The sequence below is a fragment of the Streptomyces clavifer genome, from assembly GCF_036345975.1.
Classification (GTDB): domain Bacteria; phylum Actinomycetota; class Actinomycetes; order Streptomycetales; family Streptomycetaceae; genus Streptomyces; species Streptomyces clavifer.
Genome location: NZ_CP107793.1, coordinates 2,701,938 through 2,726,579, shown reverse-complemented (window position 1 = coordinate 2,726,579; position 24,642 = coordinate 2,701,938). Strand labels below are relative to the sequence as shown.

Sequence of the window (24,642 nt, the reverse complement as noted above, 5' to 3'; positions counted from 1 at the left end):
CGGTGCCGGTCACGCTTCCTCCCTCGGGACCACCACGGCCAGGACCTGGTCCATGGCGACCGTGCTGCCGGCGGTGACGTCCAGCTCGGTGACCGTGCCGGCGTGCGGGGCGGAGATGACGTGCTCCATCTTCATCGCCTCCACCACCAGCAGGCTCTGCCCGGCCGCGACCTCGTCCCCGACGGCCACCTTCACCACCGTGACCGTCCCCGGCATGGGCGCGGCCAGGGTGTCGGCCCCGGCCCGGCCCGCGCTGCCGAGCGAGGCCGCCACCGGGTCGTGGTCCTGGACGTGCCAGGTGTCCCCGTCCCGGCCGAGCCAGACCCCCTCCGGGGAGACCGCACGGCTGAACGTGTGCGTGAGGCCGTCCAGCTCGACGGTGACGCGACGCGCGGGCACCCCGACCAGCCGGGACGCCTGCGCGCCGGGCAGCGGAGGCACGGGACCGCAGGTGTCCGCCTGCTCGTCCCGGTCCCCGGCGTGCCCGAACGTCAGCTCCGCCGTGTCCCGCGCACCCGCGCGCAGGCCGACCCGCACCGGGTCGTGCCCCGGGACGCGGAAGTGGTGGAAGGTCTCGGCGGGTGTGCCGCCCAGCCGCCAGCCGTCGGCCGCGGCGAACGGGTCGGCCCAGCCCGGGGCCCCGCCCGCGGGTGCCCCCCGCAGCAGCGCCGCCGCCGCGTACACCTCCTCCGGCACCCCGTCCGGCACCAGGCCGTCCGCCTCCCGCTCCACCAGCCCGGTGTCCAGATCACCCGCGACCACCGCGGGATGGGCCAGCAGCCGTCGCAGGAACCCGGCGTTCGTCGGGACGCCCAGCACCTCCGTGCCGGCCAGCGCCGCCCGCAGCCGGCGCAGCGCCGTGGCCCGGTCCGGACCGTACGCGATCACCTTGGACAGCATCGGGTCGTACGTGCTGCCGACCGGAACGCCCTCGCTGAGCCCCGAGTCGGTCCGCACCCCGCCGCCCTGCGGTTCGTGCAGCGCCAGCACGGTGCCACCGGACGGCAGGAAGCCGCGCGCCGGGTCCTCCGCGCAGATGCGGGCCTCGATCGCGTGGCCGGTGAGCGTGATGTCGGCCTGGGTGTGCGCGAGCCGCTCACCGGCGGCGACGCGCAGCTGCCACTCCACCAGATCGAGACCGGTGACCAGCTCGGTCACCGGGTGCTCGACCTGGAGGCGGGTGTTCATCTCCATGAAGTAGTACGAGGCGGGGTCGCTGCCCGGGACGATGAACTCCACCGTGCCCGCCCCCACGTACCCGCAGGACCGGGCCGCCTGGACGGCCGCCTCACCCATCGCCGCCCTGGTGCTCTCGTCGAGCAGGACCGAGGGCGCCTCCTCGATGATCTTCTGGTGGCGGCGCTGGAGCGAGCACTCGCGCTCGCCGAGGTGCACCACCCGGCCGTGTCCGTCGGCCAGGACCTGGATCTCGATGTGGCGCGGCCGGTCGATCCACCGCTCCACCAGGAGCGTGTCGTCGCCGAACGAGGCGCGCGCCTCGCGCCGGGCCGCCGCGATCTCGTCCGTGAGCAGCGCCGCCTCACGGACCAGCCGCATGCCCTTGCCGCCGCCGCCCGCCGACGGCTTCAGCAGCACCGGCATCCCGATCTCCCGGGCGGCCTCGGCCAGCTGCTCGTCCGTGAGCCCGCTGCCGGAGGAGCCGGGCACGACCGGGACCCCGGCCGCCGCGACCGTCTCCTTGGCGCGGATCTTGTCGCCCATCAGCGAGATCGCCGGGGCGGGCGGGCCGATGAACGTCAGCCCGGCGTCCGTGCAGGCCCGCGCGAAGTGGGCGTTCTCCGCGAGGAAGCCGTATCCAGGATGGACGGCCTCGGCCCCGGTGCGGCGGGCCGCGTCCAGGAGCCGCTCCACGGACAGATAACTCGATGCGGCGGGCGCGGGTCCGATCCGTACCGCGGTGTCGGCCTCCCGGACATGCCGGGCGTCCGCGTCCGCGTCGCTGAAGACGGCGACCGACCGCACGCCGAGCTCACGCAGGGTCCGGATGACCCGGACCGCGATCTCGCCTCGGTTGGCGACCAGAACAGTGCTGAACATGGAAGTCCTCACATCACATCCGGAAGACGCCGAAGCCCGGGCCGTTGGGATCCTTCTGGGGCAGCGGGGCGTTGGCACAGGCCGTCAGGGCGAGTCCCAGCACCTTCCGGGTCTCCATCGGGTCGATCACGCCGTCGTCCCAGAGCCGCGCGGTGGCGTAGTAGGCGTTGCCCTGCTGCTCGTACTGCGCACGGACGGGATCCTTGAAGGCCTCCTCGTCCTCGGCGGGCCACTGCTCGCCGCGCCCCTCGATCTGGTCCCGCTTCACCGTGGCCAGCACGGAGGCGGCCTGCTCGCCGCCCATGACGGAGATCTTGGCGTTGGGCCACATCCACAGGAAGCGCGGCGAATACGCCCGGCCGCACATGGAGTAGTTGCCCGCGCCGTACGAGCCGCCGACGACGACGGTCAGCTTCGGCACCCTGGTGCACGCCACGGCCGTCACCATCTTGGCGCCGTGCTTGGCGATCCCGCCCGCCTCGTAGTCCCGGCCGACCATGAAGCCGGAGATGTTCTGCAGGAACACCAGCGGGATGCCGCGCTGGTCGCACAGCTCGATGAAGTGGGCGCCCTTCTGGGCGGACTCGGAGAACAGGATCCCGTTGTTGGCGACGATGCCGACCGGGTGCCCGTGGATCCGGGCGAAGCCCGTGATGAGCGTCTGGCCGTACTCCGCCTTGAACTCGGCGAACCGCGAGCCGTCCACCACCCGGGCGATGACCTCGCGCACGTCGTACGGCGTCCGCGAATCGACGGGCACCGCCCCGTACAGCCCGGCGGGATCGACCGCGGGCTCGTCGGCCGGCTCCACGGACCAGGGGAGCGACCCGCGCCGCGGGAGGGTGGCCACGATGTTCCGGACGATCCGCAGCGCGTGCGCGTCGTCCTCGGCGAGGTGGTCCGTGACCCCGGAGGTGCGGGAGTGGACCTCGCCGCCGCCGAGCTCCTCCGCGGTGACGACCTCGCCGGTGGCGGCCTTCACCAGCGGCGGGCCGCCCAGGAAGATCGTGCCCTGGTTCCGGACGATGACCGCCTCGTCGCTCATCGCGGGGACGTACGCCCCGCCCGCCGTGCAGGAACCCAGCACCGCGGCGATCTGCGGGACGCCGGCCCCGGACATCCGGGCCTGGTTGTAGAAGATGCGCCCGAAGTGGTCCCGGTCGGGGAACACCTCGTCCTGCATCGGGAGGAACGCGCCGCCGGAGTCCACCAGGTACAGGCAGGGCAGCCTATTCTCCAGCGCTACCTCCTGGGCGCGCAGGTGCTTCTTCACCGTCATCGGGTAGTACGTGCCGCCCTTGACGGTCGCGTCATTGGCGACGATCACGCACTCGCGGCCGCTGACCCGCCCGATTCCGGCGATCACCCCCGCAGCCGGGGCGGCGCCCCCGTACAGCCCCTCGGCGGCCAGTGGCGCCAGCTCCAGGAAGGGCGAACCCGGGTCCAGCAGCGTGTCCACCCGCTCCCGGGGCAGCAGCTTGCCGCGCGCCACATGCCGGGCGCGGGCCTTCTCACCCCCGCCGAGCCGTGCCGTGGCGAGCCGCGTGCGCAGCTCCTCGGCGAGCGCGTGATGCGCCGCCTCATTGGCCTGCCAGGCCTCCGAGGCGGGATCGGCCGCGCTCGCCAGGACCGGTGCCTGCTGCATCCTGTCGAGCCCCCTTGCCCGTACCGCATGAGTCACGGTGTCCCCGCGACGGAGCGCGGGCTTCGTCCCGCTGCTCCGCTTGTGGCATCGTCGCGGGAGACGCCGTTAATGAGCGTTAACACATTGCGTCCAGGTTAACGAGCGCTAACGCGCCTGTCTAGAATGAATCTTCATGAGCACCCATGCCGCCGACCGCAGCGCCGCCCGTGCCGTCTCCCGTGTCGCGGCTCCCACCCGCCGCGAGCAGATCCTCCGGGAGGCCGCCCGCCTCTTCGCCGAGCGCGGCTTCCACGGGGTGGGCGTCGACGAGATAGGGGCGGCGGTCGGCATCAGCGGCCCCGGTCTCTACCGCCACTTCCCCGGCAAGGACGCGATGCTCGCCGAGCTGCTCGTCGGCATCAGTGAGCGGCTCCTCGCGGGCGGCCGGCTCCGCGTCACCGAGGACGCCGATTCCCCGAGCAGCTCCCCCCAGGCCCTGCTGGACGCCCTCATCGAGGGGCACATCGACTTCGCGCTGGACGACCGCCCCCTGATCACCCTCCACGACCGCGAGCTGGACCGTCTGCGCGACACCGACCGCAAGCGGGTCCGCCAGCTCCAGCGGCAGTACGTCGAGGTCTGGGTCGAGGTCGTCCGCGCCCGTTACCCGGCCCTGGCGGAGGACGAGGCCAGGGTCACCGTCCACGCCGTGTTCGGCCTGCTCAACTCCACCCCGCACCTCGCCCGCCCCGAAGCGCTCCCGGGCCGCGAGGCCACGGCGGCCCTGCTGCACCGGCTCGCCCGAGGGGCGTTCGACGCTGCGGTGTCGTAGCCGGGGAGCGGGTCCGGGCGCGGAGGCCGGTCGTCCGGCGCCGCCGTCGGGGGTGTCGCCCCCTGCCGTGTCGCCCCCCGCTCTCGTCGAGCCGACCGGGGGTGCGCGGGATCCGGTGCGGCCCGGCGCTGTCCGGCGGGCGGACCACCGGCACACTGCGCGTCCCTCACGGCACAATGGGTGCATGCCGATACCCAGCCGCGCCGCCCTCGTCGAGCACCTCGTCCGCACCCGTATCGCGGGCGACGTCGCCACTCCCCGCGACAACAACCTCTCCCACTACCGCAAGCTCGCCAACGGCGACCGCCACTACTGGCTGGGGCTGGAGCTCGGCGACCGGTGGCGCGACGAGCAGGACGTGCTCGCCGTGATGGCCGAGAGGTGCGGGGTGAACGACGACCCGGAGCACCGGCAGGGGCAGGACACCATCGATCCGGAGCTGACGGTCGACGCCCTGGACCGGATGGCGGCCCGGCTCAGGAAGGCCGCGGCGGACGGGGAACGGGTGCTGTTCGCGACCGGGCACCCGGGCGGGCTGCTCGACGTGCACCGGCAGACGGCCGACGCGCTGCGGAGGGCCGGATGCGAGATCGTCCGGATCCCCGGGGGCCTCATGGCGGACGAGGGCATGGTCTTCCAGTTCGCCGACGTGGCCGTGCTGGAGCGGGGGGCCACCCTGTGGCACACGCACTCCCCGGTGCCGATGGCCGCCGTCCTGGACGGCCTGGAGCGCGAGGGCAGGCCGCAGCCCGACCTCGTCGTGGCCGACCACGGGTGGGCCGGGTGCGCCGGGCAGCGCGGGCTCGACTCCATCGGCTACGCGGACTGCAACGACCCGGCGCTGTTCCTGGCCGAGGCGGAGGGCACCCTCCAGGTCACCGTGCCGCTGGACGACCACGTCACCGACCCGCGCTTCTACGACCCGATGACGGACTACCTGCTGGACGCGGCCGGACTGCTCTGATCCGTCGCGCGGGCGTACCGGGCCGCCAGCTCCCGCAGGTGCGCGACGAGTTCGGGCGGCTCGGTCACGGTGAAGTCGAAGCCGAGCATGCCCAGATGCACGGCGAGGCCGTCCAGTGAGTCGGCCCCGGTGACCAGGACGCACGTCCCCTCGTCGACGGCCTCCACCGCGCCCACCGCGGGATTGACGCGCTCCAGCACCGCGTCCGCGGGGGCGTGCACCGTCACCCGGGCGCGGTGCCGCCAGGCCGCGGCCGACGCCTTGCCGGCGACGTACGCCGCCGCGTCGCCCTCCGGGTCCTCGCGCGGGGCGAAGCGTGGGCCCGCCGGGGTGCGCGGGGTGATCCGGTCCGTCCGGAAGGTCCGCCAGTCGTCCCGGTCGACGTCCCAGGCGACCAGATACCAGCGGCGCCCCCAGTTGACGACGCGCTGGGGCTCCACCAGCCGCCGCGTGACCGCCCCCGCGTGGTCGGTGTAGTCGAGACGCAGCCGCTCGTGATCGCGGCACGCCGCCGTCAGGGTCATCAGCAGCCCGGTGTCCACGGCGGGGGCGGGCCGGTCGGCGGGCACCGGCACGGCGTACTGCTGCAGTGTCCGCACGCGTCGGCGAAGCCGGGCCGGCAGCACCTGCTCCAGCTTGGCGAGAGCCTGGAGCGAGGTCTCCTCCATGCCGGCCATGGAGCTCCGTGCCACATTGCGCACGGCGATCGTGACCGCGACCGCCTCGTCGTCCTCCAGGAGCAGCGGCGGCATGGCGCTTCCGGCCGCCAGCCGGTAGCCGCCGTCCGATCCGCGTGTGGCGTCCACCGGATAGCCGAGCGTACGCAGCCGCTCGATGTCGTTGCGCACGGTCCGGCCGCTGACGCCGAGTCGCTCGGCCAGTTCCGATCCGGGCCATGCGCGGGGGGACTGGAGCAGGGACAGCAGTCGCAGCAGCCGTGCGGAGGTTTCCAGCATGGTCCGCAGCCTGCCGTCATTTTAGGAATGAACCGTGCCTATATCGATCCTAGGATTCCATTCATGGAGAACAGCAGCAACACCGCAGACACGTCCGTCCGCCCCTTCCGGGTCGAGATCCCGCAGGCCGACGTCGACGACCTCCGCCACCGCCTCGACCGCACCCGCTGGAACACCGGTGTGCGGGGTCTGGACGGCTGGTCGCGCGGTGTGCCCGCCGACTATCTGAAGGAGCTCGCCGCGTACTGGGCCGAGGGCTTCGACTGGCGTGGCGCCGAGGCGCGGCTGAACGGGTTCCCGCAGTACGTCACCGAGATCGACGGCCAGGACATCCACTTCGTGCACGTCCGGTCGGACAGGGCCGAGGCGACCCCGCTGCTGCTGATCCACGACTGGCCGGGGTCGTTCGTCCAGTTCATCGATGTCATCGAGCCGCTGTCGCGCGACTTCCACGTCGTGGTCACCTCCACGCCCGGGGTCGCCTTCTCCGGTCCGCTCTCCTCGGCCGGCTGGAACACCGGCCGTATCGCCGGGGCGTTCACCACCCTCATGGACCGCCTGGGCTACGACCGCTACGGCGTCCAGGGCAACGGCGGCGGAGCCTGGATCGCCGCCGAGATGGGCCGGACCGCGCCCGGGAGCGTCGTGGGCATCCATGTCAACGGCCTGGTCACCTTCCCTTCCGAGGACCCCGCGGACTTCGCCGGGCTCACCGAGGGCGAGCAGACCCGTCTGGAGCGGCTGCAGCGGTTCCGCGACGACAGGATGGGCTTCAACGCCATCCAGTCCACCCGGCCCGACACGGTGGCGTACGGGCTGAACGACTCCCCGGCCGGGCAGCTCGCCTGGATCGTGGAGAAGTTCAAGGAGTGGACCGACACCGCCAGCGAACTCCCCGAGGACGCGGTGGACCGCGACACCCTGCTGACCAACGTCAGCGTGTACTGGTTCACCGGCACGGCGGGATCCTCGGCCCACCTGTACTACGAGATGGCGCACGACCCGGGCGCCTGGGCGCCCAAGGAGCGCGGTACCGTCCCCACCGCGGTGGCCGTCGCCCTGCCGTCCGACGTCGCGATCCGCCGCTTCGCCGAACGCGACCACCACGTCGTGCGCTGGACGGAGTTCGAGCGCGGCGGCAACTTCCTCTCCCTGGAACAGCCGGAGCTCCTGATCGGTGACGTACGGGAGTTCTTCGCGGGCCTGCGCTAGCCCGCCGCGGCCCGGCGCCGTTGGCCGAGGCCCGGCGTCGGGTCCAGGTAGACCCGCTGGATCGACGGGTACCGCTCCCGCAGCTGCTGTTCGGCCTCCTCGCACGCCCACTCGATCTGCGCCGCCGTCGACGCGTCCCGGAAGTCGACCTTCGCGGCGACCAGCAGCTCCGAGGGGCCCTGGATCAGCGTCGTCAGTTCCAGCACCTCGACGACGTGCGGTACGGACAGCAGCTCCTCGCGCACCCCGGCCCGCATCTCCGCCGGGAGCGGCCGGCCGATCAGCAGCTGCGCGTTGGAGCGGCAGAGCACCCACGCCACGTACACCAGCAGTACGCCGATGAGGATCGACGCGACGCCGTCCCAGACCCCGGAGCCCGACAGCTGCCCGCCGAGCAGACCGCCGGCCGCCAGCAGCAGCCCCACCAGGGCCGCCGAGTCCTCCATCACCACGGCCTTGACCGCCGTGTCGGGGGTCCGGCGCAGATAGCGCGGTGCGGGTACCCGCAGCCGGGCGGCCTCCCAGCGCACCTGCCGGACACCGGTGCGCAGCGAGAAGCCCTCCAGCAGGAAGGCGACCGCGAGCACGATGTACGAGACGAGCGGGTCACCCAGCTCCTCGCCCCGCAGCAGGGTGTGGATGCCGTCGTACAGCGAGAACACCGCGCCCCCGACGAACGTCGCGACGGCCGCGAGCATCGCCCAGATGTACCGCTCGGGGCCGTAACCCAGCGGGTGGTCCTCGTCGGGCGGCTTCTCGCTGCGCTTGAGCGCCGTGAGCAGCATGAGCTCGGTGACGGTGTCGGCGACCGAGTGCGCGGCCTCCGACAGCATCGCGCTCGAACCGCTGATCAGCCCTGCCACCAGCTTCGCCACCGCGATACCGAGATTGGCGGCCGCCGCCACGACGACGGTGAAGGTGGACTCGCCGCCCTCGGTCTGCTCGTCACCCATGAGGGGCAGTATGTCCGAATGTGCGGCTTCAGCCCCGTGGGACGCGGACCACGCCCTCCTGGATGACCGTGATGGCCAGCTGCCCGTCCGCCGTGTAGATCCGGGCCTGGCCGAGACCGCGCCCGCCGGAGGCCGAGGGCGACTCCTGGTCGTACAGGAGCCATTCGTCGGCCCGGAAGGGGCGGTGGAACCACATCGCGTGGTCCAGGCTGGCCCCCACCACGTCCCCGACGGCCCATCCGCCGCGTCCGTGGGCGAGCAGCACCGAGTCGAGCAGGGTCATGTCGGAGACGTACGTCGCCATGCACACGTGCAGCAGCGGATCGTCCGCCAGCTTGCCGCGGGTGCGGAACCAGACCTGGGAACGCGGCTCCCTCGGCTCGCCGGCGGTGGCGAACGGCGGTGCGTCCACGTACCGCAGGTCGACCGCCGCCCGCGCTTCGAGCAGCCGGTCCACCATGAGCGGATCGGTGAAGCGGTCCGCGTACCGGGGCAGCATCTCCGCGGCCGTGGGCAGCGTCTCGGGGTCCGGGGCGTAGGGCATGGGCGCCTGGTGGTCCATGCCCTCCTCGTGCACCTGGAAAGACGCCGAGAGGTGGAAGATCGGCTTGCCGTGCTGGACCGCGACCACGCGGCGGGTGGTGAAGGACCGCCCGTCGCGGATGCGGTCCACGGTGTAGACGATCGGCGCGCCCGGGTCGCCGGGGCGCAGGAAGTACGCGTGCAGGGAGTGGGCCGACGGCGTCTGCCCCGTCCCGGCCGGGACGGGGGGCCCGGAGGGGACCGTGCGCCCGGCGGCGACCAGGGCCTGTGCCGCGACCTGGCCGCCGAAGACCCGGGGCACGACCGCGCTGCGGCTCGTGCCCCGGAAGATGTCCTGCTCGATCTGCTCCAGGTCGAGCAGATCGAGCAGGGATTCAAGTGCTGCGCTCATGGAGGAGAACGTAGCCGCTTCTACAGGCCCATGGACTTGGCGATGATCGACTTCATGACCTCGCTGGTGCCGCCGTAGATGCGGTTGACCCGGTTGTCCGTGTAGAGACGGGCGATCGGGTACTCGTTCATGAAGCCGTAGCCGCCGTGCAGCTGGAGGCAGCGGTCGATCACGCGGTGCGCGACCTCGGTGCAGAACAGCTTCGCGGACGCTGCCTCGGCGGCGGTGAGCTCACCTGCGTCCAGGGCCTCGATCGCGCGGTCGCAGACGGCCTCGGCCGCGTCGACCTCGGCCTTGCAGGCGGCCAGCTCGAACTTGGTGTTCTGGAAGGACGCGACGGTCTTGCCGAAGACGGTGCGGTCCTGCGTGTACTGCTGGGCGAACCGCACGGCCGCGGCGGCCTGCGCGTACGCGCCGACGGCGATGCCCAGGCGTTCCTGCGGGAGGTTCTGGCCGAGGTAGGAGAAGCCCTTGTTCTCCTCGCCCAGCAGGTCGTCGACGGGCACCTTGACGTCCACGAAGGCCAGCTCGGCGGTGTCGGAGACCTTCAGTCCCAGCTTGTCGAGCTTGCGGCCGACCGAGTAGCCCTCGGACTTGGTGTCGACCACCAGGAGCGAGATGCCGTGGCGGCGGTCGTCGGCCTTGGGGGCGTCCGTGCGGGCACAGACGATGACCTTGTCGGCGTGGACGCCACCGGTGATGAAGGTCTTGGCGCCGTTGAGGACGTAGTGCGTGCCGTCCTCGGAGAGCTTGGCGGTCGTCTTCATGCCGGCCAGGTCCGAACCGGTGCCCGGCTCGGTCATGGCTATCGCGTACATGGACTTGCCGGAGACGAAGTCCGGCAGCCAGCGCTTCTTCTGCTCCTCGGTGGCGTACGCCTTGAGGTAGGGAAGGCAGAGCAGGACGTGGACCCCGGAGCCGCCGAAGGAGATGCCCGCGCGCGCGGTCTCCTCGTAGAGGACGGCCTCGAACTTGAAGGACTCCTCGCCCGCGCCGCCGTACTCCTCCGGCACCTCGATGCCGAAGATGCCCAGCTCGGCGAGCTTGTAGTAGAAGTCACGGGGTGCCTGGCCCGCCGCGAACCACTCGTCGTAGACGGGGACGACCTCGGCCTCGATGAAGGCGCGGATGGTCTCCCGGAACGCCTCGTGGTCCTCGTTGTAAACCGTACGGCGCACGGGGTGCCTCCTCAGTGGGCTTCAGCATCGGGCGGGCTCTGGCTAAGCGCTTGCTCAGTCCTGGTCAAAAGTTACCCGGGGGTCACGGTGGCTGTCCAGGGTGATGCTGAGCACGCCCGCCCTTCATGCCCGCGAAGCGCTCTCCGGCGCCGACGGCGCGGGGGCAGGGGGGCAGACGGTGCTGCCCGGGGGCGCGGTGCGCAGGCCGCGGCCCCCGGGCAGTGGAGGTGAGGGCTGGTTCAGGGCCCTCACCTCCTATTCGGAGCCGATCCGGCTCCGGATTGCCGAAGAAGGCGACGGGTTGCGACGGGTTCGGCCCGGGGTCGATCAGCCGGCTTCGTGGCGGAGAGTGGCGGTGCCGAGCGCTGCGTATACCCCGATGGCGGTCGGCCGAGGGCAGGCGCACAGTGAAATGAGGAGCCGGCGAGGAGGAGAGCCGCCTCGCCGCAACAACTCTCTGTGAGGCAGCCATGGCTGATGACGAGTCGCTGGACGGCAGCGCAACGACAGGCAGGAGCCGGGGAGGAGGCGGGCGGGGCACGACCACGATCGCCGACAACGTGGTGTCCGCCATCGCCGGAATCGCCATCCGCGAGACGGACGGCGTGCACGCGATAGGCCGAGGGGCGTCCAAGGCCCTCGGCGCCGTCAAGGGGCGGATGTCCGGGTCCTCCGGAGCGGGGCACGCCATCAAGGTGGAAGTGGGTTCCAAGCAGACGGCGATCGACGTCGACATCAAGGTGGACTACGGCATCCCGATCCACGAGCTCGCCGACCGGATCAGGACCCATGTGACGGACGCGGTCGAGACGATGACCGGTCTGGAGGTCGTCGAGATCAACATCAACGTCTTCGACGTCCACGTGCCCGGGGAGGACGACGACGAGGACGAGAGCGACGACGACCGTGGCCGCCCGCCCGCGCGCGTGCAGTGAACCGGCGCCGGCCGCCCGCACGGGCGTGCACCGGGAAGGGCGCGTAGCCGTGGCCCCTCCCGGTGCGTGACCGCGGTCCGTGCCTGACCGGGGGCGTGGGCGTATCCGACCAGGAGGTGGTGCCGGACCCGTGACCCGTGGTGTCCTGCCCCGCGCCGGTCCTACTGGGGCTTGAACGAGCGGATCTGGTAGTTCCCCTGGAGGTTGCCCCCTTGGCCGGCCCGCGTGGAGCCGACCCGTGAGTTGAAGTTGGTCTGCGTGTAGTACTGCACGCGGTGCTCGGTCTTGTTCCACACGGAGAGGACGTTCCTCCCCTCCCGGATGAACGAGCAGTTGTCGGCGGTGTTCCGCATCTCGGCGGCCGTCCACTGACAACGGGTTCCCTCGCCGTTCCACCCGTCGAACGCGCAGAAGTACCCGTGCGTGCACCGGGTGAACGCGGCACTCGGCGCGGTGGCCGCTGCCGTGACCGTGGGCCTGTTCGCGTCGGTGGCCGACACGGGCCCGGTGCCCAGTCCGAAGGCCAGGAGAAGTGTGGCGGCGGCGAGTGCGGTGAAGCGGTTCACGGTGGAGCCCTTTCGCTGTGCGGTGACCGGGTGTTTCCCCTGGTCGACAGCAGCGTGGCACTGCTGTGACCTGTGCAGGCAGGACCGGAAGGGGGGCGCCCGAGGCCTGCGGGACAGGTCCGGGCGCGCCTGTGTGCCCCGGCGTGAAGGTGGCGGGCACCGAGTCTTCGGCGGTGCGTTCCCACGTGGTTGTCAGTGGCGTGGTGCAGCATCGGGCTGACGGATCACCGAGTGGAGGGGGATCGCCGTGGCGATCACGAACCAGCGCATCGCGGAGTACGCGTTCCTGCGAGGGCTGTACGCGGACGGCTACTTCCCCGACCACGTCGTGGACAAGGGCAGGGCGGTCCTGGTGCGGCTGAGCGAACGGATAGAGGCCCAACGCCCCGCGGACCTGGCTGCGCTGTACGTGCTCACGCAAGCGGCGACGGAGGAGTTCAACGCGCTGGAAGCCGAGTTCGAGGCGGCGGGAAGCGAGATCGAGACCGTCGCACGCGAGGAGATAGCCGAGGACTTCTGGTTCATCGCGACGGCGTACGGATTCGAGGAAGCCGATGTGGAGGAGCTGATCGCCACCCGGGACTGGTGACGGCCCGCCCGGCCCGCGTAGTTCCGACCGTCGCCGTCGCCGTCGCCGTCGCCGTCGAGCCGTCGTCGTCCAGCGGGCGCGCCCCGGCGAGGAGGACCAGCCGTGCCCCGGCGGGTGCTGTGGCCGCGGAGGCGTACTCGGCGACGTCGGACAGGTGGGCGGAGCGGATCAGGGCGACCGTACGCGGCTTGGTGTTCAGGCCCTGTCGGGGGTAAGTGTCCGTACCCTCACAACAGTTCACCGCTGCCGCCTCATCATTGCGGTCGGCCCCGCACCGCGCGCCCCTGAGCTGCGGAAACGAGTTTTCCTGACATGTTCCGGCCGGTGAGCGTTAGGCTCACGGCAGGTCGATGGGAGCGGAAGGGCACCGGCCCTCGGACTTCCCCCGTGGCCGTGCCGCACCCTTGCCCACTCCCGGACGGACCCCTCGTGCGCGGGCGGCGCCATCGGTGACGGGACCGCTCACAGGCAGGAGATGACGTCCTCCGTGCGCGAGGCCGTCCGGCCCTTCCTCGTTCCCGGTTGTTCCCGGCCGCGTACGGAGTGTCAGCCGGGCGTGTGCACCGTCTGGATCAGGCCGTGCGGCCGGCCCTCGCGGATGAGCAGTCCCCGGCCCGCCGGTTGCCGGCTCGCGTACACCCCGGGGAACAGCTGGCCTTCGCCGCGGTCCCCGGCCATGAGGACGGCGGTCGCCCCCGACTCGCGCAGACCGTGGACCAGCGGCTCGTACATGCCCCACGAGGCGCCCGCCACCTGGCGCGTCAGGACGAAGTGGAGGCCGATGTCCACCGCCGACTGGATGTACGGCAGGAACGGGGCGAGCGGTGAATGGCCGTCCGCCATCAGCACGTCGTAGTCGTCGACGAGCACCACGATCCGTGGGCCGGTACCCCAGCCGCCGGACTCCGGGTCCTCGGTGTCCGTGTCGTCGTCGGGCAGCCGCTTCTCCAGCTCGGTGGCGAGTCCGGCGGCGAGCCGCTCGCACAGCTTGGCGGTGTGGGCGTGGCCGCCGTCGTACTCCTCCGGGATCACGCCGCGCAGACCCTGTCGCGGGTCGACGACCGCGAAGATCAGTTCGCCCTCGCCGTAGCGCTCGATGAGGCCCTGGGCGACGGTCCTGAGGAGATTCGTCTTGCCGCATCCGCCGTCACCGAGGATCAGAAGGTGCTGGTCCTCGTCGAAGAGATCGAGCAGAACGGGAGCGAGCGCGTTCTGGTCCACACCGATCGGCACCCGCCCGGGCTCGGCGTCCGGGCCGGGGAGCAGGTCCCGTGCCAGGACGTCGGGCAGCACCAGGACGGGCGCGGCGACCGCACCGCTCCAGGCGGCGCGGACCGTACGAGCCGTGCGGTGGAGGGCCGCGTCCAGGTCGGTGTCGTCCGCGATCCCGTCCGTTCGGGGGAGCGCGGTGTGGGCGAACAGCCCGCCGTCGGTCAGGACGCGGCCGGGTTCGTCGGGTGACAGCGTCTCGGCGAGCCTGCGATCGATGCTCGATTCGCCGGGGTCGCCCAGGCACAGCTCGACCCGGGTGCCGAACGAATCCTGGGTGGCCATGCCCACGTCGTTCCAGTGGAGCATTCCGGCGACGACGTGGATGCCGTAGTCACCGCCCCGCTCCAGCAGGTCGGCGACCGTGTCGTACAGCTCGTCGAAGTCCTCGCGCAGTGCGTCGAAACCGTCGACGACCAGCACGATCTCGGCAGACGCCAGCTGGGGCAGTCGGCCCGCCCGGTGCAGGGTGCGCAGGTGCTCGACGGAGTCGACGGCGTGCTCGCGGAAGAGGTCCTCGCGCGCTTCGAGCATGCTCCGCACCATCTCGACCGTCCGCACCGCGCGTTCGGGTTCGGCGCGGCCCGCGATGCCGCCGACGTGCGGCAGTCCCGCGAGGGCCTGGAGCTCGTCGCCGACCAGGTCGAGGCCGTAGACACCGACCTCCCGCGGGGTGTGGGTGAGCGCGAGGGACAGGACCAGCGTGCGCAGGAGGGTCGTCTTCCCGGACTCCGGACCACCGATGACGGCGGCGTGGCCACCGGCCACCGTGAGGTCCAGGTACCAGTGTCCCTGCCACTGTGCGGTCGGATCGTCGAGCAGGCCGAGCGGAACCCGGAGCGGGCTCCGCCGCCCGGCCAGCTGCAGTCCGCGCGGGCCGGTCGTCAGCGGACCGGCGGCCTTGTCGAGGGCGAGCGCTGCGGGCAGCGGAGGAAGCCAGATACCGGGTACAGCCGTGGCGGCGGCGTCCTCCAGCTGTTCGACCACGACTTCCAGCTCGGTCGGCCCGGTCTCGTGGCGCCTGGACGCCCGATCTCCCGGGGCCGAGGCGTCGGGTGCGGAGGTGTTGAAGGCCGCGTATTCCAGCGCGAGAGGCCCGCTCCTCGGCTCGACCGCCCGCTGCGTGGGCACCTGGTGGTCGCCGGAGACGCGGCAGGCATTGAAGCGCTCGTATTGACCGGTGTCGACCACCTTGAGGTAGCCGTGGCCCGGCACCGCCGGAAGGTGGAACGCGTCCGTGGTGTCCAGGACCGTCCGCGACTCGTCGGCGGAGAGGGTACGCATACCGATCCGGTACGAGAGGAAGGCGTCCAGGCCCTTGAGGCCGACGCCGTCGACCCGTTGGCCGGACAGGAGCAGATGCACACCCAGGGAGCCGCCGGTGCGACCGATGGACAGGAGCAGGTCGATGAAGTCGGGCCTGGCGGCAAGCACCTCGTCGAACGCGTCGATGACGACGAACAGGTGCGGCAGCGGCTCCAGTTCGGGCCGTGCACCTGCGCGCAGTGCGGCGTACTCCGCGATGTCGGTGATGTCACCCGCGTCCTCGAGGGCCTGCCGGCGGCGGTTCACCTCACCGACGAGGGCGGCATCGACGCGCTCGATGAGGCCTGTCTCGTTCTCCAGGTCGGTGATGACTCCGGCGACATGGGGAAGCATCGAGAACGGGGCGAAGGTCTCACCGTCCTCGTGGTCGATGAGGAGCAGGGCGAGGTCCTCGGGCGGGTGGGTGGCCACCAGGGCGAGGATCAGGGAGCGCAGCAGCTCGGACCTTCCCGAACCGGCGGCGCCGACACACAGGCCGTGCGGGCCCATGCCGAGCTCCGAGGAGTCCTTGAGGTCGAGCAGCACTGGTTCGTACGTGTCGCTGATGCCGATGGGCACCCGCAGGAACGCGTGTTCGTCGCGTGGGGCCCACAGCCGTGGCAGGTCGAGGCGCGCCACGTCGTCGATCCCGAGCAGTCCGGCCAGGCCGACGGTGTCCGACGGAGGGGTGTCCATCAGTGCTTCGGTGGACAGTCGCAGGGGCGCCAGCATCCGGGCCAGGCCTCCGGCGAAGAGGTAGCTGGCCTCGTCGACGGTGCCCTGGGCGCTGATGGGTTCGGCTTCGCGCAGGTCCTCGACGAGCAGCATGGAGCCTTCGACAGTGATCCGGACGCCGACGTGTCCCGGTTCCTGAACGCGCTGTTCGAGCAGGTGCAGGACGGTGACGCCCATGTCCGACAGGCCGACAGCGTTGTCGGGGCGGGGCAGATCGACGGCATCCTCGCCGTGTCCGTCGATGACGACGAGGAGCGGGGGAGCCGTGGCCGGGATGTCCTGCCCGGCCGGGTCCCGGCGCAGCTCGGTCGCGTAGGAGGCGCGGCGGCGCAGGTCGGGGCCGAGCTGCCGGGCGAGGTGGGGGGCCGAGGGGGCGATGCGCCGGGCGGCGACGGGGCCGTCGAGTTGTTCGGCGTCCAGGAGGTGGGGCAGCCATTTCGCCCATTCCCAGTCGGTGATCCGGTGGCCGGGTACGGCGAGTGCCAGGGCGACGTCGTCGGGGGCGTGGGTCGCGGCGGTCTGGACGAGCAGGGCGCGGGCCACGCGCAGGCAGTCCTCGCGGGGGCCGATGACGCTGATGTTGCCGACCCGGTCCAGTGGCACGGTGAGGGGCAGTTCGGTCCCGGTGCGGAAGCGGTTCATCAGCGCCGACGCCTCGTTGAGCATGAAGGGATCCTGCGGCGTGAGGGCGGAGGGCCTCCTGCGGGCGATCTGCAGGTCGCACACGGCCACCTCCCCGATACCCACCCGCACGCGCAGGAAGTCCGCGTCGCCCCGGCGGCGTTCCCACAGGCGGGCGGGGTTCTGCACGATGTCGTACAGGGCGTACGGCGGCGGATCGAGCACGTCCGCGAGCTCCCGACGCGCGCGCTCCTCCGATGCGAGCTCCTCACGCAGGTCATCGACGTAGGCGAGGTAGGCCTTCCGCCGGGTGCTTCGGGTGCGATGGGCCCTGCCGTACGGGGAGAGGAGGAGCCCGACGGTGCCGATGGCAGTGACGGCGAGGATGAGCGCGCCCAGTGCGGCGAACTGGCTGCCTCGTGCGACGGTCATCAGCACGACGGACGACAGGACCCCGGCGACGGGAAGCAGCGACATCGCGAGGGTGCCCATCACCCCCTCGGGCAGGTTGGGCGGGGCCTCGATGGTGCGCATCGGGGTGGCGGCCGGGGGCCGGATCGTCCTGGCCGGGCGGTGGATCAGTCGGGTGCTCATGGGCGTCCGTCACTCACGGTCGGGCTCGGCAGGGGGTCAGCGACGCTTCTGCGACAGTTGGAAGACGTCCGCGGCGAGTCGGGTGACGGCCTGCCGCGTCGCGTGAGCGAGCAGTTCCGTGCGGATCGCTCCGGCTGACGCGTGCTTCCACGTGGCCCTGCCGAGGTCGATCACGCACGGGACGCTCGTTCGGTGCGTGCGACGATCCTGCCCTCGGTCACGTGGCGCTGCAGCGACTGGGCCCTCCCGAGAACATCGTGGGGAGCCGACGGACGCAGGGGCTGGGTGCCGAGTCGCAGAGGCAGTGAGCCGAGTGCCGGGTCCGACTCAACGAACAGGACCGGGTCCTGCCGGTAGTGGGCGCACGCGGTGCCGAGAGGCGCGTGGCCGGTCGCCTTGCCTGCGGCACCTCTGATCGAGGTGGTGGCGGCCTGCCGGCCGGTCGTCACGGTCTGCTGGAGGCGCTCGGCGGCGCGGACGACCTCGGCGACCTCCCACGCCGCTGACGAGGAAACGATCCGGCGCAGTCCGCGCACGGTCCGCGACGCGAAGGGCCCGCCCCGCCATCGTTCCCGGCGGGCGAGCAGCGCGGTGATCAACGTGACAACGGTGGTCGCCACGCCCGCAGTGGCCCGGCGCGCGACGGGGCACCGGCGCGAGGTCCGCAGGTCGCGGTCGTCGGCCACCTGGTTCGCGACGTCGTGCACGACGGGGGCGAGAGGCGTGGAACGGGGCCTGACGAGCCGGAGGAGTACGGCACCGTCGGACGCCAGCAACTGCCGGGCCGACGTGCGCGAGGCGACTCGATCGTCGAGCAACTGGCGCGAATCCGGCAGTAAATGCCCGATCGGTGTATGGGAGGGCAGGACGATGTCGGCCCGATGGTGTTTGTCGGCCAGGGTCACCCGGTTCAGTTCCGTCCGGGATGCCATCGCTGTACTCGCCACTTACGGAAACCTATCATCGCGATGCGGGCAGATTTCGGGCCAACTGCGCATATTGCTCGGAAACTCTCGGGGTTCTCGCCCGGCGCCCCCGGCCGTCGGCGCCCTGCGTACGCCGTATACCCGGACGCGACCGAGCTGGACGAGGACCGACGACGGCGTGCAGGGGGTGAGGCAGCCGTGGCAACTGCGGTTGCCTGGTTGCAGGACGGCGATGCGCAAGGGGTCGCCGACGGGCCTGGATCACGCTCCGGTCCATTTCCCGGTGCGCTGCGGGCCGGCGCAGAGTGATCCAGGAGGTCACGATGTGAAATGCCCGAGAGCAGGTGGATGCTTTCGGTGTTGCAGGAGACGCTGGCCTCGGTGACCCGGACTGGGAGGAAGTCAGTTCCACCACTTCATCGGCGATGCCGGGTGGGGTCGTGACCTCGGCGTCGATGTGCTCGGCGACATCGAAGAACGCCCCGGTCAGCTCGGCGGAATCGGCTGCTCCGGCGCGTGATTGAAAAGGTGGTCATGCATGGCTTGAAGATAGATGCGCAAGGATTTCCGGTCAGGGAATTCAATATCGGTCAGCCTTTCATATTCGGACGGCCCGAATGATTCGTCTGAAATGAGCTGCTCGAATCCCGTGCGAATCATTTCCACGTAAGAATCGTTGAAGCTCAGCAAAGTTGACCTAAGGTCACCACTAGTCTCATATCCCCGCTCAAGATCCAGGTATATTTTGAAGAAATTTGCAAAACGCGCTTCCATTGCAACCCTTTCTTCCTGGTGTCGGCCGGGAGTCGGTTTGGTGAACGCGGCATGCAGGCGGTATTGCCCGTTGGTGGCTGGTGATTGGTTCCGCCTGCAGAATTCGCCCGCTTGAATTCTTTCAGGTTCGCAGGGTCAAGAAAGTCTGCGCGCTGCCGACCGTCCTCATCATGAGCCTTGTGTCTCAGGTGGGGAACTTGCCCAGTCATCCGAGCTGGAGGAGTTGCTTGGTCAGGTACTCGGACTCGACGTCGATCGCGAACCCGCCGTCATAGGCGAGATAGGCGACCACGAGTGGCCTCAGGGCGAGACTTCCGTCGATGTCCGCCGCTCGTTCCTCATCCATTGCCCGGTACGCCTTGTGTAGCCTCAGCACGTCGGCCAAGGCAGGGCTGAAGCCCTTCTCGGGGTCGAGAAGACGCGTTAGTGATCTGTCTGCCCTTGGTCTTCTTCGTCGAACTGGTGCACCAAGTGCAAGGTTAGTGGGCGTTGTGTCACCGAATGCTGCAGCTTGTCCACCGGTGCCGGGGTGCAGCGCGCCCATCATGTCGATGTCCAACACCCTGGGAAGTTCGCCCCTGGCGCACATCTCTGGCACGTGCGCAGGGCGGAAGTCACCGCCCCTGCGGCCGTCGAGGAGGCAGGACCTGAACGCATGCGCCTCGGCTGTTCAGCCAGACTTCGAGATCGACTCCGGTGATCTCCCGCAATTCATTTCCTTCGGCGACCGAGGCCGGACCGAACACTGTCCCCATGAGTCCTAGTGCTACTGTCTGCTCATCCATGACGACTTGGAATGAAGTTTGTTGCACGCTTGCGTTCGATAGGTCGGCGCCTTGAAGTTTGACGTCGAGTAATCCGGCCCCATCGAGTTTCGCGTCCCTGAAAGATGCTCCTCGAGCATCAACTGCCCACATTTCCGCGCTTCCGAGGTCGGCTCGGTCCAATTTCGAGCAGCCCAGCGAAGATTTATCCAGTACTGCCTTCACGAGGATGGCTCCAGAAAGGTTTGCCCCATTGAGATCGGCCCCCTCCAGGTGAGATCTGTACAGATCAGCACCGGCCAAGTTGACGTCGCGAAGGACGGACTCCGTGAACAGTCCGTTAGCGAGATCGGCATCCGAGATGTCGGCTCCGCTCAGATCGAGCCCAGCCACGTCCAGCAGGGAATCGCTTTCGACAGCCCACTCATTCAGTGCAGCACTGGCTTGCGCGTCGGCTGGAGGCGTCTTCACGCTGCGTCTACCGTCACGGATACCAGACAACACGATCACTCCAGCCGTTCTGCGTCACTATTGCCTCAAGGTCGTTGATCGCAGCCTGATTGGCATTGCATGTGTCGAGGATGACGATGCGGCCCTTGACTACGATTTGATCCTCAGGACTGCGCCCGCGGGGAGGTCGACCGGCCGTCGGGCAGGGATGTCAGTTTCTCGGGGAGCTTGACCGTGCCTTCCGCATGGGCGATCACTCCCTGACCGTGGACACTCATATCCGACATTCAGGCGTGTTGGTACTCGTCGAACCGTAGACATGTCAGGGGCCGTCGATGTGGTTGGGCGTACTCCGCAGCGAGTGACTCGCTCACGAGCCGCTTGTGACCACCGTTCTCGCGATGAGGTTCGCGGCCTCCACTTCATCCAGCCCCTATAACAACTCTCACAGTCTCACCTGAACGTACTTAGCGATTTCCACAAGCTGAGGTTCGTTCTCAGCGGGCATCAAGTAGTTGTTGCCCCGCAAGCGTGTAAGGAATTCTTCCGGAAGTTGCACGCGATGGTTCCAGACGTAAAACCAGAGGTCGCCCCGCCAGATCCACTCACCGTCGCTGAGGATCGAGTCACCGCCAAGTACAGTCTTCCCGGAGCCCAGTACGTCCTCGGACGAACCCATCACGCTAAAGATGTCGTGTCCAGCCAGTAGGTATTCCGTGATCTGCTTAGCGTCCTCGTAGGAGGTCGGCATAATGAAGTCCCGCAGGCTTCCTGTGGCCTTTCCGAATGACGGCGCCCATAGTTCCTGAAAGAAACCAGCGATTTGCATGCGTATCATCCTCTACTAGCGTGCCAGGGGCAGGAACGTTCGCCAGTATCCCCCATCGAAGATGGTCGGGGTCTGACCAGGGCCAAGCCTTATACTCACGCCGACCTTGTTTGTGGGAGCCATCACGGGCACCCCCAGTTCATTGGCGATGGACTGGGCTGCGGGAACATCCAAGGCGCCCTCTGCGACTGTGCCTGTGTGGCACGAAACCAGCCGTACGGGGCCTCCGCCGTAGCCAGGGTTAGCTCGGATCGCGTTAGCGATGTGCGTAGGATGGGTGTCCCCCGCCGAGAATCCTGAGCCAGCTTCATTGATACGGCCAGGCTCGAAGAAGCCTTGATTGTTTCCGTGAACTACCACGTCGTGGTATCCGTTGAGTGGCCGTACGTTGTCAAAGTTGACTCTGGTGCTTCTGTCATAGCCAATGGCGGTTCTGCCCTCGCTGAAGTAGACGGGGTCGCCAGTTTCCAGCACGAAATCGCCAGGCTCCTTGGGCGGTGCCGGAATCGTGGACTCAGGTGAGACGCGTGCCTCGAAGTCGCGACGGGTCGCCATGTCGGCGGCCTCTTGAATGGAAACGCCATCAGGATCTGGGGCGGACGATCCAACTTGGCCATCCGGCGTCTCGGTGCGGTCACCACCTCCAGGCCCTCCATCGGAGCCGGGGCCGTGACCGCTCGAGCCAAGTGACTGTGAGCTGTCAGAGGCATGACCCGTGGTGGACGTCGGTCCCGCATCGTCGCCCGCTCGGGCTCCCACTCCGGCCATCTCCGGGACCCTGGCCGGGTTATCCACGCGGGGATTCTCCGCGCCGTCGGCGGTCTTGCCGGTTTCCTTGTGGGCGTCCGAACCCCGCTGGACGAGGTTGCCGCTCTCGTCGTAGAGGTTGCCCTTGTGGTCGGCGTAGGCGGCGCCCTCGTCGAAGGGGTTCTTGACCGTGCCCTCCGGGAGGGCGATCACTCCCTCCGGGAGTCTGACCGTGCCGTCGGCGAGCCGGACCGCTCCCTCCGGGAGGGCTGCGCCCGCGGGGAGGTCGATGGTGCCGTCGGTCAGGCGTACGGCGCCTTCGGGGAGGGTGAAGACGTTGTCGGGCAGGGGTGGTATCTCGACGGTGCCCAGGCCCTTGAGGCCGGTCATGGCGTCGCCGATCTTCGTCATGCCGAAGCCCGCGCCCTTGAAGATGTACGTCATCGGGTCGACGAGCCGGCCGACCTTGCCCGCCGTGGACAGGGCCTTGGCGGCGAGGGCCGCCTTGCCGCCGCCGGCGACCACGCCGCCGGTGCCGCCGGTGAAGACGGTGGTGACGACGTTGAAGGTGACCGCGCCCGCTGCCCGGGAGGGGTTCTCCCCCCACTGGTCCCAGGCCACCAGCGCCTTGCCGGTCTCCTTCATCGCCGTGCGGGAGTCACGCAGCCAGGAGGGGAGTTCGTCGTCCTTCGCCGTCCAGTAGGCCGGTCCTGCCACCACGGTGACCAGCAGGCCGGTACTGAGCTGGGCCAGGCCCTTCCAGGCCTGGCCGGCCGCCTCGAAGCCGTCGTAGCCCACCAGGGTGCCCAGGCCCTTGATCGTGCCCAGGACCCCGTCCACGAAGAAGCCCTTGGTGAAGTCCCACGCGTGCTCCCACACCTGCCAGCCCGGGGTGGACTCGACGAGCGGGTCGCCCCAGGGGAGACCTTCGGCCTGTTTCAGGGATTCGGCGTCGTAGCCGTACTGGTGCGAGCTGTCGGAGCCGTCGCTCTTCTTCAGGGGCAGGAGACAGACCAGCGCGGTGATCTTGTTGTAGCAGGTGATCTCCGCGTCCTGGAACGCGGAAAGGGTTTCGGCGATCTCGTCGCGGCGGTGGTTGTTCTCCTCGACGAGGTCGCCGTCCTCGCGCCACTTGTCGTCGGCGTTGACCTTCACGAGGAACGCGCCGGCGTCCCGCTTGATCTGCCTGAGCTTCTCGACCAGCGGGTGGACCTCGTCCGAGTACGTGCTCAGCGCACCGGCGATGGCCGTGAGGTCGGACTTCAGCGTCTGCCCGTTGTCCGCGACCGGCTTCGTCGTCGCGAACAGCTGATCCGCCTCGGGGGCCTGGTAGAAGGCCTGGAGGCCGCCGAAGCTGCTGTGGATGTCACCGGTGGTCGTCGCGACGGTCTCCGCGGCCGAGGTCAGCTCGGTGACCTTCACGTCCAGAGTCGCCAGGTTGCCGGTGAAGACCGGGATGCCTTCCAGGCGGATCGGCTGGTCGTCGCTCACCCGCGCCCCCCGGGAGCGTCCTGCAGCAGGTCCAGCCGTACGGCCCTGGCCGCGTCCTGCGCGTGCTTGGCGGCGTCCAGGTCGCCCACCACGTACTCGTTGGTGGCCTTCGCCGCCCCCAGCACCGCGGCCTGGATGCGCTCCGCCGTCGACTTCAGGAAGCTCTCGCGCTGCTCCAGGTACTGGCTCAGCGCCGAAGCCACCGGACCGAGCGTGGCCTTCTGAGCCAACGGGGCCGCCCCCACCGGCACCGGGCCCTGCACCGGCGTCGAGGCGTCCGTGCCCGGTACGGCCGTCCCCGCAGCCGTCGCCGCCTCCGACATCGTCGTGACCAGAGCCGTCAGAGCCTTCTCCAGGTCACCCGCATGCGTGCCGGTGACCTTCAACTGGCCCTGCACCCCCTGCGGCTTGATGTCCCACGCCGTCATGAACGCCCCCCACCCCGCGTACCGATGTACTGCTTGCATCTGCGTCATCGCCCCGACCCCCAGGAAGAACGTTCCTCCCGTTCCTCCGGCCCGAACGCGCAGTGGATCAGCCGATGTTGTCGACTGCTGCCTTCGCGCGCGCGAAGGTCTGCTGCGCCGTGCCGTCGTTCTTCTCCAGCGTCGTCCGCAGCAGCTGGATGATGTTCCTGACCTCGTTCGAGGTGCTGTTCCAGCGCAGTTCCTTGCCGTGGTACTCGTCCGCCACACCATCGGCGGCGAAGTCGGCCATCGCCGCCTTCACCTGGGCGTCCCGCGCCTGGATCACCTGCTCCAGGCGGGCGATGACCGCCTGGATGTTGCCCTGCGCCTCCGTGGAAGCGCCCGTGTCGTACGAACGCCGGTCACTGTCCGTGGCCATAGTCGATTACTCCCCGTGGAATGAGATCAGGCCCTTCGTGGGAGGCCCGTGGTCTGAAGAGGGACAGCCGGACGCTCAGCCGCGCCCGGAGAAGCGGGCCGCGTCGAAGTTCGCCGACGCCATCTGCGACTTCGCGTTCTCGCCCTGCTCCTGGTCGCCCTCGCCGAACGCCGCGTCCATCCCCGACTGGCCACCGAGCAGTGCGGACAGCGATCCGTTCAGGGCCGCGGTGATCTCGTCCGAACGCGACTTGAACGAGTCGAAGGCCACCTTGCCGGCACCGTTGAACTTGCCCTCCAGCGGCTGCGCCGCCTGGATCAGCTGATTGATCAGCGTGCCCAGGTCCGTGCTCGACTCCGTGGAACGCGACATCAGGTTCGACAGAACCGATGCCCCCATGTCGAACTTCATCAGGTTCCCCCCACCAGACTGAACAACCGTACGAATGGCCATGTCTATCAACCCGGACATCGCTGGTGCAATCAGCAAT

22 protein-coding genes and 2 pseudogenes are annotated in these 24,642 nt (G+C 69.7%); 5 read left to right on the top strand and 19 right to left on the bottom strand.

Annotated features, from left to right (window positions below; translation table 11 throughout):
- Positions 1-9: 9 nt before the first annotated feature.
- Both OG927_RS11685 and OG927_RS11680 read right to left on the bottom strand, forming a co-directional pair.
- Complete coding sequence (locus OG927_RS11685; protein WP_319100375.1) at positions 10-2,058, bottom strand: acetyl-CoA carboxylase biotin carboxylase subunit; 2,049 nt, start codon at positions 2,056-2,058, stop codon at positions 10-12.
- Positions 2,059-2,071: 13 nt separating this feature from the next.
- Complete coding sequence (locus OG927_RS11680) at positions 2,072-3,703, bottom strand: carboxyl transferase domain-containing protein (protein ID WP_319100373.1); 1,632 nt, start codon at positions 3,701-3,703, stop codon at positions 2,072-2,074.
- A gap of 172 nt (positions 3,704-3,875) precedes the next feature.
- Between OG927_RS11680 and OG927_RS11675 the strand changes: the two genes are divergently transcribed.
- Together OG927_RS11675 and OG927_RS11670 are read left to right on the top strand one after the other, a co-directional pair.
- On the top strand, positions 3,876-4,514 hold the full coding sequence (locus OG927_RS11675; protein ID WP_056798057.1) for an SACE_7040 family transcriptional regulator: 639 nt from the start codon (positions 3,876-3,878) through the stop codon (positions 4,512-4,514).
- A 184-nt stretch (positions 4,515-4,698) separates the two neighbouring features.
- Positions 4,699-5,478, top strand: coding sequence for a phosphatase (locus OG927_RS11670; RefSeq protein WP_056798054.1), 780 nt, complete (start codon positions 4,699-4,701; stop codon positions 5,476-5,478).
- Here the strand turns inward: OG927_RS11670 and OG927_RS11665 are convergent.
- The gene (locus OG927_RS11665) at positions 5,448-6,434 is read right to left on the bottom strand and encodes a helix-turn-helix transcriptional regulator (RefSeq protein WP_056798051.1); all 987 of its coding nucleotides are present in this window, start codon (positions 6,432-6,434) and stop codon (positions 5,448-5,450) included. The genes OG927_RS11670 and OG927_RS11665 overlap by 31 nt on opposite strands.
- Positions 6,435-6,497: 63 nt before the next feature.
- Here OG927_RS11665 and OG927_RS11660 point away from each other — a divergent pair, with 63 nt between their 5' ends.
- On the top strand, positions 6,498-7,646 hold the full coding sequence (locus OG927_RS11660; RefSeq protein WP_330320120.1) for an epoxide hydrolase family protein: 1,149 nt from the start codon (positions 6,498-6,500) through the stop codon (positions 7,644-7,646).
- Here OG927_RS11660 and OG927_RS11655 read toward each other — a convergent pair.
- The 3 genes from OG927_RS11655 to OG927_RS11645 are packed head-to-tail and all read right to left on the bottom strand — an operon-like array spanning position 7,643 to position 10,711.
- On the bottom strand, positions 7,643-8,599 hold the full coding sequence (locus OG927_RS11655; RefSeq protein WP_330320119.1) for a cation diffusion facilitator family transporter: 957 nt from the start codon (positions 8,597-8,599) through the stop codon (positions 7,643-7,645). The two genes, OG927_RS11660 and OG927_RS11655, sit on opposite strands and share 4 nt — an antisense overlap.
- A gap of 28 nt (positions 8,600-8,627) precedes the next feature.
- Complete coding sequence (locus OG927_RS11650; RefSeq protein ID WP_124282252.1) at positions 8,628-9,533, bottom strand: acyl-CoA thioesterase; 906 nt, start codon at positions 9,531-9,533, stop codon at positions 8,628-8,630.
- Between the two features lie 20 nt (positions 9,534-9,553).
- A complete protein-coding gene (locus OG927_RS11645) occupies positions 9,554-10,711 on the bottom strand; it encodes an acyl-CoA dehydrogenase family protein (RefSeq protein WP_056798035.1) in 1,158 nt (385 codons plus the stop codon).
- A 470-nt stretch (positions 10,712-11,181) separates the two neighbouring features.
- Between OG927_RS11645 and OG927_RS11640 the strand changes: the two genes are divergently transcribed.
- On the top strand, positions 11,182-11,646 hold the full coding sequence (locus OG927_RS11640; protein WP_056798032.1) for an Asp23/Gls24 family envelope stress response protein: 465 nt from the start codon (positions 11,182-11,184) through the stop codon (positions 11,644-11,646).
- A gap of 161 nt (positions 11,647-11,807) precedes the next feature.
- Here the strand turns inward: OG927_RS11640 and OG927_RS11635 are convergent, their stop codons facing one another.
- A complete protein-coding gene (locus tag OG927_RS11635; RefSeq protein WP_056798766.1) occupies positions 11,808-12,173 on the bottom strand; it encodes a peptidase inhibitor family I36 protein in 366 nt (121 codons plus the stop codon).
- Between the two features lie 286 nt (positions 12,174-12,459).
- On the opposite strand from OG927_RS11635, the gene OG927_RS11630 reads away from it, so the two are divergent.
- Complete coding sequence (locus OG927_RS11630; protein ID WP_056798029.1) at positions 12,460-12,801, top strand: DUF5713 family protein; 342 nt, start codon at positions 12,460-12,462, stop codon at positions 12,799-12,801.
- Between the two features lie 49 nt (positions 12,802-12,850).
- Here OG927_RS11630 and OG927_RS11625 read toward each other — a convergent pair.
- From OG927_RS11625 to OG927_RS11570, 12 genes and pseudogenes are all read right to left on the bottom strand, one after another.
- Positions 12,851-13,000 (bottom strand): annotated as a pseudogene (locus tag OG927_RS11625) (RidA family protein); the annotation flags it as partial.
- Positions 13,001-13,347: 347 nt separating this feature from the next.
- Positions 13,348-17,325, bottom strand: a complete 3,978-nt coding sequence (gene eccCb, locus OG927_RS11620) for a type VII secretion protein EccCb (protein ID WP_330320118.1) — start codon at positions 17,323-17,325, stop codon at positions 13,348-13,350.
- A gap of 36 nt (positions 17,326-17,361) precedes the next feature.
- Positions 17,362-17,499 carry a hypothetical protein gene (locus OG927_RS11615; protein ID WP_330320117.1) on the bottom strand — a complete coding sequence of 46 codons (138 nt, stop codon included), beginning with the start codon at positions 17,497-17,499 and terminating at the stop codon, positions 17,362-17,364.
- Positions 17,500-17,849: 350 nt separating this feature from the next.
- A pseudogene (locus OG927_RS35990) lies at positions 17,850-18,257 on the bottom strand (type VII secretion integral membrane protein EccD); the annotation flags it as partial.
- Between the two features lie 480 nt (positions 18,258-18,737).
- Complete coding sequence (locus tag OG927_RS11605; RefSeq protein WP_330321377.1) at positions 18,738-18,917, bottom strand: hypothetical protein; 180 nt, start codon at positions 18,915-18,917, stop codon at positions 18,738-18,740.
- A gap of 313 nt (positions 18,918-19,230) precedes the next feature.
- Positions 19,231-19,569, bottom strand: a complete 339-nt coding sequence (locus OG927_RS11600) for an Imm49 family immunity protein (protein ID WP_330321314.1) — start codon at positions 19,567-19,569, stop codon at positions 19,231-19,233.
- Between the two features lie 70 nt (positions 19,570-19,639).
- Positions 19,640-20,260 (bottom strand): pentapeptide repeat-containing protein, encoded by a 621-nt coding sequence (locus OG927_RS11595; RefSeq protein WP_330320116.1) that lies wholly within the window; start codon positions 20,258-20,260, stop codon positions 19,640-19,642.
- 424 nt (positions 20,261-20,684) lie between these two features.
- Positions 20,685-21,068, bottom strand: coding sequence for a hypothetical protein (locus OG927_RS11590; protein WP_330320115.1), 384 nt, complete (start codon positions 21,066-21,068; stop codon positions 20,685-20,687).
- A 15-nt stretch (positions 21,069-21,083) separates the two neighbouring features.
- A complete protein-coding gene (locus OG927_RS11585) occupies positions 21,084-23,306 on the bottom strand; it encodes a hypothetical protein (protein ID WP_274922854.1) in 2,223 nt (740 codons plus the stop codon).
- Entirely contained in the window at positions 23,303-23,734 is a 432-nt protein-coding gene (locus OG927_RS11580; protein ID WP_124282256.1) for a DUF6507 family protein, read from the bottom strand. The genes OG927_RS11585 and OG927_RS11580 overlap by 4 nt, the downstream gene beginning before the upstream one ends.
- A gap of 106 nt (positions 23,735-23,840) precedes the next feature.
- Positions 23,841-24,152 carry a pore-forming ESAT-6 family protein gene (locus OG927_RS11575; RefSeq protein ID WP_330320114.1) on the bottom strand — a complete coding sequence of 104 codons (312 nt, stop codon included), beginning with the start codon at positions 24,150-24,152 and terminating at the stop codon, positions 23,841-23,843.
- 75 nt (positions 24,153-24,227) lie between these two features.
- A complete protein-coding gene (locus OG927_RS11570) occupies positions 24,228-24,563 on the bottom strand; it encodes a hypothetical protein (protein WP_056798011.1) in 336 nt (111 codons plus the stop codon).
- Positions 24,564-24,642 lie beyond the last annotated feature (79 nt).

Bases quoted from the DNA above. Each gene is read 5' to 3' on its own strand.
- OG927_RS11640 (WP_056798032.1), top strand. From the start codon at position 11,182: ATGGCTGATGACGAGTCGCTGGACGGCAGCGCAACGACAGGCAGGAGC.
- OG927_RS11675 (WP_056798057.1), top strand. From the start codon at position 3,876: ATGAGCACCCATGCCGCCGACCGCAGCGCCGCCCGTGCCGTCTCCCGT.
- OG927_RS11670 (WP_056798054.1), top strand. From the start codon at position 4,699: ATGCCGATACCCAGCCGCGCCGCCCTCGTCGAGCACCTCGTCCGCACC.
- OG927_RS11570 (WP_056798011.1), bottom strand. From the start codon at position 24,563: ATGAAGTTCGACATGGGGGCATCGGTTCTGTCGAACCTGATGTCGCGT.
- OG927_RS11660 (WP_330320120.1), top strand. From the start codon at position 6,498: ATGGAGAACAGCAGCAACACCGCAGACACGTCCGTCCGCCCCTTCCGG.
- OG927_RS11655 (WP_330320119.1), bottom strand. From the start codon at position 8,599: ATGGGTGACGAGCAGACCGAGGGCGGCGAGTCCACCTTCACCGTCGTC.
- OG927_RS11575 (WP_330320114.1), bottom strand. From the start codon at position 24,152: ATGGCCACGGACAGTGACCGGCGTTCGTACGACACGGGCGCTTCCACG.
- OG927_RS11665 (WP_056798051.1), bottom strand. From the start codon at position 6,434: ATGCTGGAAACCTCCGCACGGCTGCTGCGACTGCTGTCCCTGCTCCAG.
- OG927_RS11685 (WP_319100375.1), bottom strand. From the start codon at position 2,058: ATGTTCAGCACTGTTCTGGTCGCCAACCGAGGCGAGATCGCGGTCCGG.
- OG927_RS11580 (WP_124282256.1), bottom strand. From the start codon at position 23,734: ATGACGGCGTGGGACATCAAGCCGCAGGGGGTGCAGGGCCAGTTGAAG.
- OG927_RS11680 (WP_319100373.1), bottom strand. From the start codon at position 3,703: ATGCAGCAGGCACCGGTCCTGGCGAGCGCGGCCGATCCCGCCTCGGAG.
- OG927_RS11600 (WP_330321314.1), bottom strand. From the start codon at position 19,569: ATGGGCGCGCTGCACCCCGGCACCGGTGGACAAGCTGCAGCATTCGGT.
- eccCb (WP_330320118.1), bottom strand. From the start codon at position 17,325: ATGAGCACCCGACTGATCCACCGCCCGGCCAGGACGATCCGGCCCCCG.
- OG927_RS11650 (WP_124282252.1), bottom strand. From the start codon at position 9,533: ATGAGCGCAGCACTTGAATCCCTGCTCGATCTGCTCGACCTGGAGCAG.
- OG927_RS11590 (WP_330320115.1), bottom strand. From the start codon at position 21,068: ATGCAAATCGCTGGTTTCTTTCAGGAACTATGGGCGCCGTCATTCGGA.